Source organism: Nonomuraea zeae (assembly GCF_005889725.1).
GTDB classification, from domain to species: domain Bacteria; phylum Actinomycetota; class Actinomycetes; order Streptosporangiales; family Streptosporangiaceae; genus Nonomuraea; species Nonomuraea zeae.
The window spans coordinates 1-13,225 of record NZ_VCKX01000162.1 but is presented as its reverse complement, the minus strand read 5'-3'; the positions used below and the strand labels follow the sequence as shown (position 1 = coordinate 13,225).

Here is a 13,225-nt window from a genome sequence, read left to right as displayed (position 1 = left end):
TGATCACATGTGCCCCGAAAGAAGACACAAGTGACCAAATCTTGAACCTCACTCCTCTTGCCCACTAGATGTCATGTTGTCAAGAAATATCATGACATGACGGCTTGAAAGCCGCGGATGCCCGTCATACGATCTCCCGCTTTCGCCACAGAAACGGCGAGGACCGCGTGGATCCTCGCCGTCTCAGCGCGGGTCAGTGATCGTGGCCGTGACCGTGTTCGGGGTAGGACGTCTGAGTCTGCGCGTTGAGCGAGCTCATCTTGACGCCGTTGGCCCGGTTGGTCCGTGGATCGTTGATCTTCAGTACGTCCAGGCCCAGGTTGAAGTCGGAGCCGTAGATGTAGCCGTTGTAGTAGTACGCCGACCAGAAGCCGCCGCTGAGCGCCGGAGCGGTGCTGTCGGGGCCGCGCTCGAAGTAGGCGATCTCCTGCGGGTGCGCGGAGTCGGTGAAGTCGACCACCGAGATCCCGCCCTGGTACCACGCCTGCACCATGATGTCGCGGCCCTTGACCGGGATCAGCGAGCCGTTGTGTGCCACGCAGTTCTCCGTGTCGGCCTGGTGGCGCGCGATCTTGAAGTAGCCCTTGAACGCGAGCTGCCCGTTCACGATGTCGTAGTACGCGTTCGCACCCTTGGTCGGGCCGATGGCCTCGTTGCAGGTGGCCCGCGTGCCGCCGCCGAGCTCGTCGGTGAAGATGACCTTCGTGCCCGAGTTGTTGAACGTGGCCGAGTGCCAGAAGGCGAAGTTCACGTCGTCGCGCACGGTCGCGGTGACCCTGGGCTGTTCCGGGTTGCGGATGTCCAGCAGGACTCCCTCACCCATGCACGCGCCGGCCGCGATGCCCTTCTCCGGGTAGGCGGTGATGTCGTGGCAGCCCGTCGTGGCGGACTTGCCGTCGGGGTAGGGCAGCGGGAGGCCCGGGTTGCCGCCGTCGGGGAACAGGTTCGGCGTCGCGATGACCGTGGCGGCCGTCGGGTTGCGCAGCGGCACCTTGATGATGGAGATCAGGTCGTGCGGTGGCTGGCAGTCCGGGTACGTGGCGTTCGGGCTGTACGACGAGACGTAGATGTAGACGTTCTGGCGTCGCCTGTCGGGCACCAGCGTGTGCGTGTGGGAGCCGCAGTTCGTCTCGACCGACTTGATGTACTTCGGGTTGGCCTTGTCGGAGATGTCGAAGATGCGGATGCCCTCCCACGACTCCTTGACCGTGGCGCTCTGCGAGGTGCTGGCGCACGAGTCGTCGTTGCGCGAGGAGTCGACGGAGCCGATCAGCAGGTCGCCGTAGACGGACATGTCCATCTGGCCGCCGGGGCACACCACGGAGCTGACCAGCGAGGTGCGCTTCGGACGCCTGATGTCGTAGATGGAGAAGCCGTAGTAGTTGCCGACATACGCGTAGTCGCCCTGGAAGGCCATGTCCGTGTGAATATCGGCCAGGGCCTCGGGCTTGGGCACGTTCGTGACGTGCTGGATGTTGGGGCTCATGACGATCTCGCCGGGAGCCGGGATGTCCGCAGCCTGGGCGGCCGGCAGGGTGCTGCCCGCCATCGCGACGAACGCCGCGACCAGGATGAGGGCCCTGCGGGGGGTGAACACTCGGGAACCTCCTATAAAGGGGGCATAAATCTAGGACATCCTCGCCTTTGTCACCCACCGTCGGCCAGCGTCCAATCTGTCAAAATTTGTTCCTGTTCGCCCTCTTCTCAGCATCCCCTTTCTGATCTAGAGTGCGCATTCTCGACCGAGTCAGTCAGGGAGGTTGGGTGCGCGCGGCGCTCGTCGTCACCATGGGCATCATGGGCACGGTCTTTGCCCTCTCCGCCTGCAGCGCCGACACCGCCCCCCAAGCACCCCGAGCCGATTCGACCGCGCCGGTGATCGCCCCCGGGCGTCCGGGCGAGCAGGCCAAGACGCTCTCACCCGGCGAGGCCGCCACGGCCGTCCCCGGTCCCACCGCGAACGCCGCCGACATCACCTACGTCCAGGACATGGTCGTCCACCACCGGCAGGCCCTGGACATGGCGCTGCTGGCCCCGAGCCGGGCGGACTCGGCCAAGCTCAAGAGCCTGGCGGACCGGATCAAGGCCGCTCAGGGGCCGGAGATCCAGTACATGACCACCTGGCTGCGGGAGCAGGAGCAGAAGGTGCCCGACCACCACGCGGTGCACGAGGGCATGCCGGGGATGGCCACGCCCGAGCAGATGGAGGCGCTGAAGGCGGCCAAGGGCAAGGACTTCGACCGGATGTTCCTGCAGCTCATGATCAACCATCATCTGGGCGCGCTCAAGATGTCCGAGCAGGTGCTGACCAGCGGCTCGCACATCAAGATCGAGGAGCTGGCCAACGACGTCAGCGTCACCCAGATGGCCGAGATCCGCCGCATGCAGGAGATGCAGGCCGCCGCCGCCCCGTAACCGCCCGCCGCAGCCGGGCCTCAGGAGCCGACGCGCCAGGAGTGCAGGTAGTCCTCCTGCTCAGGGGTCAGCACGTCGATGCCGATGCCCGTGGCGGCCAGCTTGAGCCTGGCCACCTCGTGGTCGATCTCCTCCGGCACGTCATAGACGCCGGGCGCGAGCTCCGACCGCTCCCCCGCCAGCCACGCCACGGCGAGGGCCTGCGCGGAGAACGACATGTCCATCACGGCCGCCGGATGCCCCTCCGCCGCCGTGAGGTTGACCAGCCGCCCCTCGGCCAGCAGCAGCAGCCGGCGGCCGTCGGGCAGCACGTACTCGTCAGTGTTGGGCCGCACGCCGCGGTGCACCTCTTCGGCCAGCTCGTCCAGCGCCCGCACGTCGATCTCCACGTCGAAGTGCCCCGCGTTCGCGAGGATCGCGCCGTCCTTCATGATCGACAGATGCTCGGCCCTGATCACGTCGCGGTTGCCCGTCACGGTCACGAACAGGTCCCCGACCAGCGCGGCCTGCGCCATCGGGCGTACCTCGTAGCCCTGCAGGGTCGCGTCGAGCGCCTTGACCGCGTCGATCTCCGTCACGATCACCCGCGCGCCGAACCCCTTGGCCCGCTCGGCCACGCCCCGCCCGCAGTAGCCGAACCCGGCCACGACCACGGTGCGCCCGGCCAGCATCGTGTTGGTGGCCCGCATGATCCCGTCGAGCGTCGACTGCCCGGTGCCGTACCGGTTGTCGAACATCCGCTTGGTCCGCGTGTCGTTCACCGCCACGACCGGGAAGCGCAGCGCGTCCTCGGCGGCCATCTGGCGCAGCCGGATGATCCCGGTGGTGGTCTCCTCGCACCCCCCGGTGACGCCTTCGAGCAGGTCGGTCCGCTCGGTGTGCAGGATGTTCACCAGGTCGCAGCCGTCGTCGAGCACCAGGTCGGGCCCGAGGTCGAGGGCCTGGTGGATGTGCCGGTAGTAGGCGGCCCGATCGACGCCGGCGCGGGCGTGCACGGCGATCCCGTAGACGCGCAGCGCCTCGGCGACGTCGTCCTGGGTGGACAGCGGGTTGGAGGCGGCGAGCGCGATCTCCGCGCCACCCGCCCTCAGCGCTCCCATGAGCACCGCCGTCTCCGCGGTGACGTGCAGGCAGGCCGCGATCTTCAGCCCGTCCAGCGGGCGTTCGAGCGCGAACCGCTCACCGATCGCGGTCAACACCGGCATCGAACGAGCGGCCCAGGAGATCTGCCGCTCACCGCTTTCACTGAGATCCATGAGGTGCCTTCGGCCGGAGATCGCGGTACAGGGTGGGTATGGGAAAGCTCCGGGCGGGGCGAACCCCTTCCCGGAGCGCTTCTCATGGAGATCAGTAGCGGTAGTGGTCCGACTTGTACGGGCCCTCGACGTGGACGCCGATGTAGGCGGCCTGCTCCTTGCTCAGCTCGGTGAGCTTGACGCCCAGGGCGTCGAGGTGCAGGCGGGCGACCTTCTCGTCCAGGTGCTTGGGCAGCGTGTAGACGCCGATCGGGTATTCGGCCGTCTTCGTGAACAGCTCGATCTGCGCGATCACCTGGTTGGTGAACGAGTTGGACATGACGAAGCTCGGGTGGCCGGTGGCGCAGCCGAGGTTCATCAGGCGGCCTTCGGCGAGGACGAGGATCGAGTGCCCGTCGGCGAACACCCACTCGTCGACCTGCGGCTTGATGTTGTTGCGCTGGATGCCCGGCAGCTTGGCGAGCCCGGCCATGTCGATCTCGTTGTCGAAGTGGCCGATGTTGGAGACGATCGCCTGGTGCTTCATCCGCGCCATGTGGTCGGCGGTGATGATGTTGAAGTTGCCGGTGCAGGTGACGAAGATGTCCGCGATGCCGACGACCTCGTCCAGCGTGGTCACCTGGAAGCCGTCCATGGCCGCCTGGAGCGCGCAGATCGGGTCGATCTCGGTCACGATGACGCGGGCGCCCTGGCCGCGCAGCGCGTCCGCACAGCCCTTGCCGACGTCGCCGTAGCCGGCGACCACGGCGACCTTGCCGCCGATCAGCACGTCGGTGGCGCGGTTGAGGCCGTCGATGACGGAGTGGCGGCAGCCGTACTTGTTGTCGAACTTCGACTTGGTGACCGAGTCGTTGACGTTGATCGCCGGGAAGAGGAGCTGGCCGTTCTTGTGCATCTCGTAGAGACGGTGCACGCCGGTCGTGGTCTCCTCGGTGACGCCCTTGATGCTCTCGGCGATCCGGGTCCACCGCTTGTCCGCGCCGACCGTGCGGTTGAGCAGGTCGATGATGACGTGCCACTCCTCCGGGTCCTCGGCGGTGGCAGCGGGTACGGCGCCCGCCTTCTCGTACTCGGCGCCCTTGTGCACCAGGAGGGTGGCGTCACCGCCGTCGTCGAGGATCATGTTCGGGGCGTCGCCGTTCGGCCAGGTGAGGGCCTGCTCGGTGCACCACCAGTACTCCTCCAGCGTCTCGCCCTTCCAGGCGAAGACGGGGACGCCCTTGGGGTCGTCCACGGTGCCCTCGGGGCCGACGACCACCGCGGCGGCGGCGTGGTCCTGAGTGGAGAAGATGTTGCAGCTGACCCAGCGGACCTCGGCGCCGAGCGCCACGAGCGTCTCGATGAGGACGGCGGTCTGGATCGTCATGTGCAGCGAGCCCATGATCTTCGCGCCGCGGAGGGGCTGGGTGGCCGCATATTCCTTGCGGACCGACATGAGGCCGGGCATCTCGTGCTCGGCGAGCCGGATCTCCTTGCGGCCGAAGTCGGCAAGTGAAAGGTCTGCGACCTTGAAGTCCATCGGGTTTCCCCTCGCGTCACGGATGGTTTGTCGCCGACGAGTTTAGGCGGCTCTCTGGAGGGGGCGCACCTCCAGAGGGGCGAAACTGACGTAAGAATGTAAGGATGCGCATCACGGAAGCGGCCAAGCGGCTCGGCATGTCCCCACGAATGCTCCGATACCGGGAAGCACTCGGCCTGTTGCCGCCCGTGCGGGAGCAGGGGGCGCACCGGCGGTTCGGCCCCGAGGAGCTGGCGGCCGTGGCGCAGGGGGTGGAGCTGGAGAAGCGGTTCGACGTGTCGCCGGCCGAGCTGGCGTTCGCGCTGCGGGTGCTGAGCGAGCCGGCGGTGGCGGCGGCCGTACGCGATCTCGGGGTGCGGATCGGGCGCATCCAGGTGCCCCGCCGGGCCCTGGACTTCGAGAAGGAGAAGGCCCTGCGGCTGCTGCGCCCCTCCGGACGCTGAGACACTGGGGCACTGGGGCACTGGGGCCGGCCGCCGGAGTCCCCCGGGCGGCCGCCGAGGCACCGGCCACCAGAGTCCTCATCCGGACGGGTCGGCCCCGCCAGGGTCCCGTCCGGACGGTTGGGGTCTGGGCCGGCGTCAGGCGTTCGTGCGGGACCGGTCGAGGTCGGGCTCCAGGTAGATGACCCGGGCGATCGGCACGGCCTCTCGGATCCGCCGTTCGGCCTCGTCGATGCCCCTGGCCACCTCACCGGCCGTGTCGTTGCGCGCAACCGCGATCTTGGCCCCCACCAGCAGCTCCTCGGGCCCGAGGTGCAGGGTGCGCATGTGGATGATCCGGTCGACCTCCGGCGCGCTCTCCAGCGCGTCGCGGATCTGCTGCTCCATCTCGGGCGTCGCGCCCTCGCCGACCAGCAGCGACTTGGTCTCCATGGCCAGCACGACCGCGATCACGGCCAGCAGCACGCCGATCATCAGGGTGCCGATGCCGTCCCACATGCCGTCGCCCGTGATGACCGCCATCGTCACGCCGAACAGCGCGAAGATCAGGCCCAGCAGCGCGCCCAGGTCCTCGAGCAGGATGACGGGCAGCTCCGGCGACTTCGACCGGCGGATGAAGGCGACCCACGACTGCTTGCCGCGCACGGCGTTGGATTCCTTGATCGCCGTACGGAACGAGAACGCTTCGGCGATGATCGCGAAAATCAGCACCGCGAACGCCCAGATCGGCTGATCCACGCCCTTCGGATCGGAGAGCTTGTGGACGCCTTCGTAGATCGAGAACGCCGCGCCGATCGTGAACAGCACCACGGCCACCACGAACGCGTAGAAGTAACGCTCGCGGCCGTAGCCGAACGGATGCTCCTTGGTGCTGGCCCGCGCCGCCCGCTTGCCGCCGACCAGCAGCAGCACCTGGTTGCCCGAGTCCGCGACCGAGTGGATGCCCTCGGCCAGCATCGACGAGGAGCCGGTGAAGGCCGCCGCCACGAACTTGGCCACGGCGATTGCCAAGTTCGCACTCAACGCCGCAATGATCGCTTTTGTACCGCCGCTCGCGCTCACCGGAAGTCTCCACTCATAAAGATCAACTACAAAGGCCTGGAAAGGGATCCTATTGCGAAATCCTGGCCTTTAGCTCAGTGATCGCTGACACAGGGGTCGGATCGATGCCATACCCCAGGGCCAAATATGTGCTGGCATAGTCGCCGAGCGCGATCAGCATAGCCATCCGCTCCAGCGGATGCGTGCCTTCCGCCATGAGCTCGCTGACGGGCACGTCACGCTCGCGCGCCATGCGCAGCGCCGCCTCCCGCCGCCGCGTCACCTGCGGGTGCTCTTCGACGTCACGCAGCATGACGAGCCTGATCGTCTGGCCGGCCGAGTCGGCGAAGATGTCGCGCTCGGCCATCGGCCCGTCGAACACGGCCACCTGGTTGTGGGCGGCCTCGGGCAGCTCACCGTAGCCGGCCGGATATTTCGCGTTCGTGTTGAGCTGGCAGGCCAGCCGATACGCCGCCACGGCGGCCACCGGCGAGGAGCCCCAGATCATCGGCACGGTCCCGGCCACATCCAGGGCCAGCGACTTGCCCGGGTTGATGAACGACTCGCTGGACGGCCGGCACCGGTGCGCGATGTCCTCCAGCGACTTGGCCACCCGCTCGAACAGGTCCGCGTCCGCCGGCAGAAGCCGCAGCGCGGCGGCGGCCACGATCAGCGGAGTCGTCAGCAGCCAGATGTTGGCCCGGGACTGCCCGCCCAGGGGCACCGGCACGTAGACGGCCGACGCCTGGGTCGCGATCGCCTCCAGCTGCGATCCCGGCGCGCCCACGGCCAGCAGCGTGCAGCCGCGCCGCACCGCCTGCGTGGCGACGGACAGCGTCTCCTCGGCGTCTCCCGACCCCGAGACCGCGATGACCAGGTCGGTCGCGCCGATCCAGCCGGGGAGCTGGTAGGAGCGCAGCGTCACGATCGGCAGCGGAGCACCGTTACCGGCGACCGCCGCCAGGATGTCGCCGGCGATGGCCGACCCGCCCATCCCCGCGACCGCGATCGCACGCGGCCGCCCCTGGTCGGCCACGCGCTCGACGCGGGACTCGACGGCGGTGCGGTAGCCGGTGCGCACGTGAGCGGCGGAGGCGGCGACCGCGAGCAACATGCCGCCGGGGTCCGCCTCACTGAGATGCCGCTGATCGTCGAGCCGCCCCGGCTCCCAGGTCACGGCTTCCTGGCTTCGTCGACGAGCAGGACGGGGATGTCATCCCGGACCGGGTAGATCAGGCCACAACCTGTGCAGACCAGCTCCTCGGCCTCGGTCTCGGCGCGCAGTGCAGCCTTGCACGCCGGGCAGGCCAGGATCTCCAGCAGCCAGTCGTCGATCTTCACTCTGACACCTTTCCCACAATGGCGAGGACCTCGTCCTTGATCGCCGTCATCTTGCCATCGTCGGCCGCCTCGGCGTTGAGCCTGAGCAGCGGCTCGGTGTTGGACGCCCGCAGGTTGAACCACCAGTCGGGCCCGGTCACGGTCAGCCCGTCGAGCTCGTCGAAGTCGCCGCGGTCCGCGAACGCCTCGCGCACCCGCCGCAGCGCCTCGCCCTGGTCCGCCACGGCGCTGTTGAGCTCGCCGGAGGCCCGGTAGCGGGAGTAGGCCGACACCACCTGCGACAGCGGCCGGTCCTGCTCGCCGAGCGCGGCCAGGACGTGCATGGCCGCCAGCAGGCCCGAGTCCGCGAACCAGAAGTCGCGGAAGTAGTAGTGGGCCGAGTGCTCGCCGCCGAACACGGCTCCCGTGCGGGCCATCTCGGCCTTGATGAACGAATGCCCGACGCGCGTGCGCACGGGGACCCCGCCGTGCTCGCGGACGATCTCGGGCACGCCCAAGGACGTGATCAGATTGTGAATGATCGTCGCGCCCGGATATTTGGCCAGCTCGCGGGCCGCGACCAGCGCCGTGATCACCGACGGGGAGATGGACTCCCCGCGCTCGTCGATCACCCAGCATCGGTCCGCGTCGCCGTCGAACGCCAGCCCCAGGTCAGCGCCCGTGTCGAGGACCGCCCGCTGCAGATCGACGAGGTTCTGTGGCTCGATCGGGTTGGCCTCGTGGTTGGGGAAGTTGCCGTCCAGCTCGAAGTAGAGCGCGGTCAACTCGATCGGCAGCCCCTCGAACACGGCCGGGACCGTATGGCCGCCCATGCCGTTGCCCGCGTCCACGACCACCTTGAGCGGCCGGATGCCGGACAGATCGACGAGCGTGCGCAGGTGCTGCGCGTAGCCGGGCAGCAGGTCCTTCTCGATCAGCGACCCCGGGGGCTCCCGCGTGACCCCGGACGGCTCGGCGGCCCGGTCGCGGATCTCGTTCAGCCCCGTGTCGCCGCCGATCGGGACGGCCCCCGCACGGCACATCTTCATGCCGTTGTAGCGGGCCGGATTGTGGCTGGCGGTGAACATGACGCCGGGCAGCCCGAGGCTGCCACTGGCGTAGTAGAGCAGGTCGGTGGAGCCCAGCCCGGCGTGCACGACGTCCGCGCCGCGCGCACGGGCCCCGCGGATGAACGCGTCGGCCAGCGGCACCGACGACTCGCGCATGTCGTGCGCGACCACCACGGACTCGGCACCTGTCACTTCCACGAAGGCCGCCCCTACGGCCTCGGCGGTCGGCTCGTCGAGCTCGTCGGGCACCACTCCGCGAACGTCGTACGCTTTGAAGATCTTGGCGAGATCGCCCACTCTCCAGCTCCGCCCTTAGGTCGTTTCTCCGTGTAAAACGAGCCTACCGGTCGCGGTGCTGCTGGGCCGACCTCAGAACGCGCAGGTGCCCGCGACGGCCGACCTCGACCCCCTGACCGACCGGCTCACCCCCACCTGACGGAGTGGGCCGCGCGGCCTCCCTGACGGCGTTGGCCAGCGCCTCGAGATCGTCGGAGCTGGGCGAGGCACCGTCTGTCGGCAGCCGGACCACCTCCCACCCGCGGGGAGCGGTCAGCCGCTCAGCGTGTTCGGCGCACAGGTCGTAGCAGTGTGGCTCCGCGTACGTCGCCAGAGGGCCTAGAACAGCGGTCGAATCGGCGTATACGTACGTGAGCGTGAAGACGGCAGGCTGGCTGCAGGCGGTGCGGGAACAGCGGCGGACGGGGCTCACGGAGGGACCGTATCTGCTAAGAGTGCGAGGCGCCACTACCTGAGCGCTCTTAACGAGCGTGTCGCCACAATTCGGACACCTGTCGCAGCCTTTCCACCCACATGCCCCGAAGACGCCATCCCTCGGAACGCCTGGGGCCATTGGGTTTTCCACCATCGACGGCGCATCAATCAGGGGCGGGGGCCACCGGCTTCTCCACCATCGACGGCACCCCATCCAGAGAGACAGGGGCCACCAGGTTTTCTACCATCGACGGCGCTTCATCCAGAGACGGACGTGAGCGCCCTTTACACTTGCTCTCGTGACTCAGAAGCGCGGTCCCAGACGGCGCGATCGCCACGGTCGCGGCCTCCGCGGCCCGCTCGCCCCCTCCCACGTCCCCATGGCCAAGGCCCGCAGCGAACGCTTCGACGACCTCGTGCTCGACGCCGTCGACAGACTCCGCCCCCGCTGGGACCGGCAGCTCTCCGCCGTGGAGTTCGCGGTGGAGGAGGTGCCGCCGCTGAGCGAGCTGGGCGACGGGCCGGGCGTGGGCGCCGACCCGATCCCCTTCGGCCGGGCGGACGCGGCCAGCGGCCAACGACCGGCGTCGATCGTGGTCTACCGACGTCCCTTGGAGGCCCGCGCCAGGGACCGCGACACCTTGGGCGCCATGGTGCATGACACGGTGGTGGAGCAGGTGGCGACGTTGCTGGGCTTGTCGCCGGAGACTGTGGACCCGGGGTACGACGAACGCAGCTAGGCACCGGTCCCGCCCCTGGCTGCAAGGTCCTCGCACTGGGGCGCGCTTCGCGCGATGAGCTTCGGGCTGCGCCCTGTGGGGGCACGCCCCCACACCCCCGGCGAGGGGCCTGCCGGCCCCTCGCGCTCCCCGGCCGTGGGCCGGGCGCCCGGGACTGGGTTGTCATCGGGCGGAGCAACGGAATCCGCCTTTTGCGTGATGGCGCTTTGCGGGTTCGCCGGTAGCGCGATGACGCTTTGCGGGCTGTGCCGATGGCGCTTTGCAGGGTGTGCCGACAGATGGCTTCGGCAGGCGGGGTCCGCATACGGTCGGCAGACCTCAGAATGGCGACAAGCCAACCTCACGATGTGGATCAACACGCCAGCCCGACCTGACGAAGTGGATCGGCGCGCAGTCCAACCTCACGAAGCGGACCAACGCACCAGCCCAACCTCACAAAGCGAATCGGCGCGCAGGGACGTGTGTCACAAGCGCGCCGCGTAGCTCATACCCGCGGAAGGGAGGGATCGGGTTCCCAGGGGGTTGGTGCGGTGATGGACCAGCGCTCATGGTCGCGCCACGCCCCGTCGATGTAGAGGTAGGCGGGCGACAGCCCTTCGTAACGGAAGCCCAGCCGCTGGGCCAGGGCCAGGGATGCCTTGTTCGCGGGCTGAATGTTGGCCTCCAGCCGGTGGAGCCGCAGGTTGGTGAAGGCGTGCTGCAGGGCGGCGGTGAGCCCTTCGGTCATGTAACCCTGCCCTGCGGACGGGGCGAAGGCCGCATAGCCGAGGGACGCGCCCTGGTAGCGGCCCCGGATGATCGAGTTGATGTTGACCGTGCCGGCGGCTGCGCCGGTCTCCTTGATACGGATCAGAAAGCCCAGGTTGGTGCCGTCGTCGAAGCGGCGCATCCAGACCTGGAAGTCCTCCGCGTTCGCGGGCAGCTGCATCCACGGCATGTGCAGCTCGGTGCTGGCCTGCACGAGGGAGCAGAACTCGTCCTGGTCGGAGAGAGTGAGCGGGCTCAGTTCGACCCGTGATGGCATTTCGGACATGGACCAACGTTAGGGCCTGTTATGAGCAGTGGATCGCCGAGTGATCCAGCTGGGATGGTCTTGATTTGTTTCGTGGTGCTTTGACGGCAGCACAGCAGGCGGCCCTGAACAGAGCGCTTTCGCTCAATCCGTACAGACGGCAGTACATCTCGGCGTACTCGTCGTCGGGCCGGTGCTTGCCGGACTCGTGGTCGCGGATCCGTCGCACCAGGTTCTCGGGCTCAGGCAGGAGCCTGCCGGCGATCTTGGACAGCTGGCCGGCGAGATCGCGCTGAGACCACCCTCGCCTGGTCCGCTCGATGCGTAGCCGACTTGCCCAGGCCGGAACCTTGCTCATCCGCATGCACCTCCGGAGTCGGGGGGGCGGACACGGGCGGATATCCGGGTGCGCCTCTAGTGTCCTCTCCCGCAGCGGTACCGCCCAGGACTGAGATGGAACCATGCACTGGAACACGGAAAGCTACTTTGCCATAACGATGTGTAGTGGCCGTCATCATCGGGACTGGTCACCGGCCTAGCGCTTCCCTCTGATTGACGAGTGCGGTTCAAGTGGTCGTCTTCCAAGCCGTCCACGCGTTGGCCGACCCGGCCCCGGCCGTGGAGCGCGGCATGGGCAGGGGGCGACGTCCCCGAACCCCGGCGGCGGTGAGGTGGGCAAGGCGACCCCGCTCATATGCCAGCAGGTCACGCCTCATATGCCAGCAGGTCACGCCGGAGCCTCCGGCCACCCGAGTCCTGCCGTTCGTTCAGCAACCCGGGCCTATCGCCTCGCCTCCGCGCTGGCACGGCAACCGACGCCCTCGTCTATCAGGAGCCATCCCGCCCGATGCCCCTATTACCTCCCGGTCCGTCCACGACATAAGGCGCAGATGGCGGAACTGGGACCACCCAGGCGTAATCCCGCGCTCGGGAAGTCGACCTCCAGCGGGGTCAGGAGAGAGGAGATTCCCGTGAGGGATCTGTATGGCAGGCAGCTCGGCGATCTGCCCTTCGCCAAGGTGTGCGGCGGCAATGACGGCGAACAGGGCGAGTCCTGTGTAGAGATCGCCCCGATCCCGGGGGTCGAGGATGCCTTCGCGCTCCGGGACTCGAAGAACCCGGGCGCCGGGACCCTCAGGTTCACCGGTGCCGAGCTCCGCGCGGCCGGAGTGACCACCGCCTGAGCGCCATCCGAATAGGGCGGACCCTGCCTGATCACAGCAAGCAGGGGCCGCCCCCGCCACACTACGGGAGCACACCGATCATGCACTGGCACGCCTACCAGTGGACCGGCTCAGGTGCCGATCGCGCCGACGAGGCCAAGCGCCGACCCGCCTCTCCTGACTTCCTCACCTCTGCGCTGCCGCCGATGCGGACCGGTGATTGGCTGCTCAAGCCTGCCTCCCGGATCGCGGCCACGTTCTACGAGGTGAGGGAGGCGTGCGAGTGGCTGGCGTCCGAATACCGCAGAATCTGTGGCGAGCTCCTCGTTTTCGAGCGCGTCACTCTTGATGAGCGGGTCGAGTACGCCCTCCACGCCCTGCCCGGTGGTGTCGATGTGCTGTGGGGTGAGTGGCTGAGAAGCGGAAGGTTCGCCACGATCGCCATGATCTGCTGCCCAAACAGGCACGTGCCGCACTCGTGCCCGATCCGCCGGACCGCCAGAGCCGCCGCCCCATGAGCCGGCGACCCCGCGAC

At 68.3% G+C, this 13,225-nt stretch carries 15 protein-coding genes; 5 read left to right on the top strand and 10 right to left on the bottom strand.

Annotated elements, in window-relative coordinates; translation table 11 throughout:
• Positions 1-193: 193 nt before the first annotated feature.
• A complete protein-coding gene (locus ETD85_RS38360; protein ID WP_206059129.1) occupies positions 194-1,597 on the bottom strand; it encodes an LVIVD repeat-containing protein in 1,404 nt (467 codons plus the stop codon).
• 167 nt (positions 1,598-1,764) lie between these two features.
• Between ETD85_RS38360 and ETD85_RS38355 the strand changes: the two genes are divergently transcribed.
• A complete protein-coding gene (locus ETD85_RS38355; RefSeq protein WP_206059128.1) occupies positions 1,765-2,415 on the top strand; it encodes a DUF305 domain-containing protein in 651 nt (216 codons plus the stop codon).
• A 20-nt stretch (positions 2,416-2,435) separates the two neighbouring features.
• Here ETD85_RS38355 and ETD85_RS38350 read toward each other — a convergent pair whose 3' ends face one another.
• Positions 2,436-3,671 (bottom strand): adenosylhomocysteinase, encoded by a 1,236-nt coding sequence (locus ETD85_RS38350; protein WP_138694737.1) that lies wholly within the window; start codon positions 3,669-3,671, stop codon positions 2,436-2,438.
• Positions 3,672-3,762: 91 nt separating this feature from the next.
• The gene (ahcY, locus tag ETD85_RS38345; protein ID WP_138694736.1) at positions 3,763-5,190 is read right to left on the bottom strand and encodes an adenosylhomocysteinase; all 1,428 of its coding nucleotides are present in this window, start codon (positions 5,188-5,190) and stop codon (positions 3,763-3,765) included.
• Positions 5,191-5,294: 104 nt separating this feature from the next.
• Between ahcY and ETD85_RS38340 the strand changes: the two genes are divergently transcribed.
• A complete protein-coding gene (locus ETD85_RS38340) occupies positions 5,295-5,633 on the top strand; it encodes a MerR family transcriptional regulator (RefSeq protein ID WP_138694735.1) in 339 nt (112 codons plus the stop codon).
• A gap of 138 nt (positions 5,634-5,771) precedes the next feature.
• On the opposite strand, the gene ETD85_RS38335 is transcribed toward ETD85_RS38340, so the two are convergent.
• Genes ETD85_RS38335 through ETD85_RS38315 form a run of 5 tightly spaced genes read right to left on the bottom strand, consistent with a single transcriptional unit; the run spans position 5,772 to position 9,773 of the window.
• The gene (locus ETD85_RS38335; protein ID WP_138694734.1) at positions 5,772-6,695 is read right to left on the bottom strand and encodes a cation diffusion facilitator family transporter; all 924 of its coding nucleotides are present in this window, start codon (positions 6,693-6,695) and stop codon (positions 5,772-5,774) included.
• Between the two features lie 49 nt (positions 6,696-6,744).
• Entirely contained in the window at positions 6,745-7,851 is a 1,107-nt protein-coding gene (locus ETD85_RS38330) for an SIS domain-containing protein (protein ID WP_138694733.1), read from the bottom strand.
• Entirely contained in the window at positions 7,848-8,015 is a 168-nt protein-coding gene (locus ETD85_RS38325; RefSeq protein ID WP_138694732.1) for a Trm112 family protein, read from the bottom strand. The genes ETD85_RS38330 and ETD85_RS38325 overlap by 4 nt, the downstream gene beginning before the upstream one ends.
• A complete protein-coding gene (locus ETD85_RS38320; protein ID WP_138694731.1) occupies positions 8,012-9,361 on the bottom strand; it encodes a phosphomannomutase/phosphoglucomutase in 1,350 nt (449 codons plus the stop codon). Before ETD85_RS38320 ends, ETD85_RS38325 begins: the two co-directional genes overlap by 4 nt.
• Before the next feature lie 43 nt (positions 9,362-9,404).
• Complete coding sequence (locus ETD85_RS38315; protein WP_106236645.1) at positions 9,405-9,773, bottom strand: DUF3499 domain-containing protein; 369 nt, start codon at positions 9,771-9,773, stop codon at positions 9,405-9,407.
• A 301-nt stretch (positions 9,774-10,074) separates the two neighbouring features.
• Here ETD85_RS38315 and ETD85_RS38310 point away from each other — a divergent pair, with 301 nt between their 5' ends.
• Entirely contained in the window at positions 10,075-10,515 is a 441-nt protein-coding gene (locus ETD85_RS38310) for a metallopeptidase family protein (RefSeq protein ID WP_138694730.1), read from the top strand.
• A gap of 484 nt (positions 10,516-10,999) precedes the next feature.
• On the opposite strand, the gene ETD85_RS38305 is transcribed toward ETD85_RS38310, so the two are convergent.
• Both ETD85_RS38305 and ETD85_RS38300 read right to left on the bottom strand, forming a co-directional pair.
• Positions 11,000-11,548: a GNAT family N-acetyltransferase gene (locus tag ETD85_RS38305; protein WP_138694729.1), complete on the bottom strand. Its 549-nt coding sequence runs from the start codon at positions 11,546-11,548 to the stop codon at positions 11,000-11,002.
• A gap of 19 nt (positions 11,549-11,567) precedes the next feature.
• Positions 11,568-11,885: a helix-turn-helix domain-containing protein gene (locus ETD85_RS38300; protein ID WP_138694728.1), complete on the bottom strand. Its 318-nt coding sequence runs from the start codon at positions 11,883-11,885 to the stop codon at positions 11,568-11,570.
• A gap of 613 nt (positions 11,886-12,498) precedes the next feature.
• Between ETD85_RS38300 and ETD85_RS66130 the strand changes: the two genes are divergently transcribed.
• Both ETD85_RS66130 and ETD85_RS38290 read left to right on the top strand, forming a co-directional pair.
• Positions 12,499-12,711: a DUF397 domain-containing protein gene (locus ETD85_RS66130; protein WP_338087206.1), complete on the top strand. Its 213-nt coding sequence runs from the start codon at positions 12,499-12,501 to the stop codon at positions 12,709-12,711.
• A gap of 80 nt (positions 12,712-12,791) precedes the next feature.
• Positions 12,792-13,208, top strand: a complete 417-nt coding sequence (locus tag ETD85_RS38290) for a hypothetical protein (RefSeq protein ID WP_138694726.1) — start codon at positions 12,792-12,794, stop codon at positions 13,206-13,208.
• The last annotated feature ends 17 nt before the right edge of the window (positions 13,209-13,225 follow it).

What these genes read in the sequence shown, in the direction of transcription:
- ETD85_RS38350 (WP_138694737.1), bottom strand. Translation starts at nt 3,671, where the DNA reads ATGGATCTCAGTGAAAGCGGTGAGCGGCAGATCTCCTGGGCCGCTCGT.
- ETD85_RS38305 (WP_138694729.1), bottom strand. Translation starts at nt 11,548, where the DNA reads ATGTCCGAAATGCCATCACGGGTCGAACTGAGCCCGCTCACTCTCTCC.
- ETD85_RS38290 (WP_138694726.1), top strand. Translation starts at nt 12,792, where the DNA reads ATGCACTGGCACGCCTACCAGTGGACCGGCTCAGGTGCCGATCGCGCC.
- ETD85_RS38300 (WP_138694728.1), bottom strand. Translation starts at nt 11,885, where the DNA reads ATGAGCAAGGTTCCGGCCTGGGCAAGTCGGCTACGCATCGAGCGGACC.
- ETD85_RS38340 (WP_138694735.1), top strand. Translation starts at nt 5,295, where the DNA reads ATGCGCATCACGGAAGCGGCCAAGCGGCTCGGCATGTCCCCACGAATG.
- ahcY (WP_138694736.1), bottom strand. Translation starts at nt 5,190, where the DNA reads ATGGACTTCAAGGTCGCAGACCTTTCACTTGCCGACTTCGGCCGCAAG.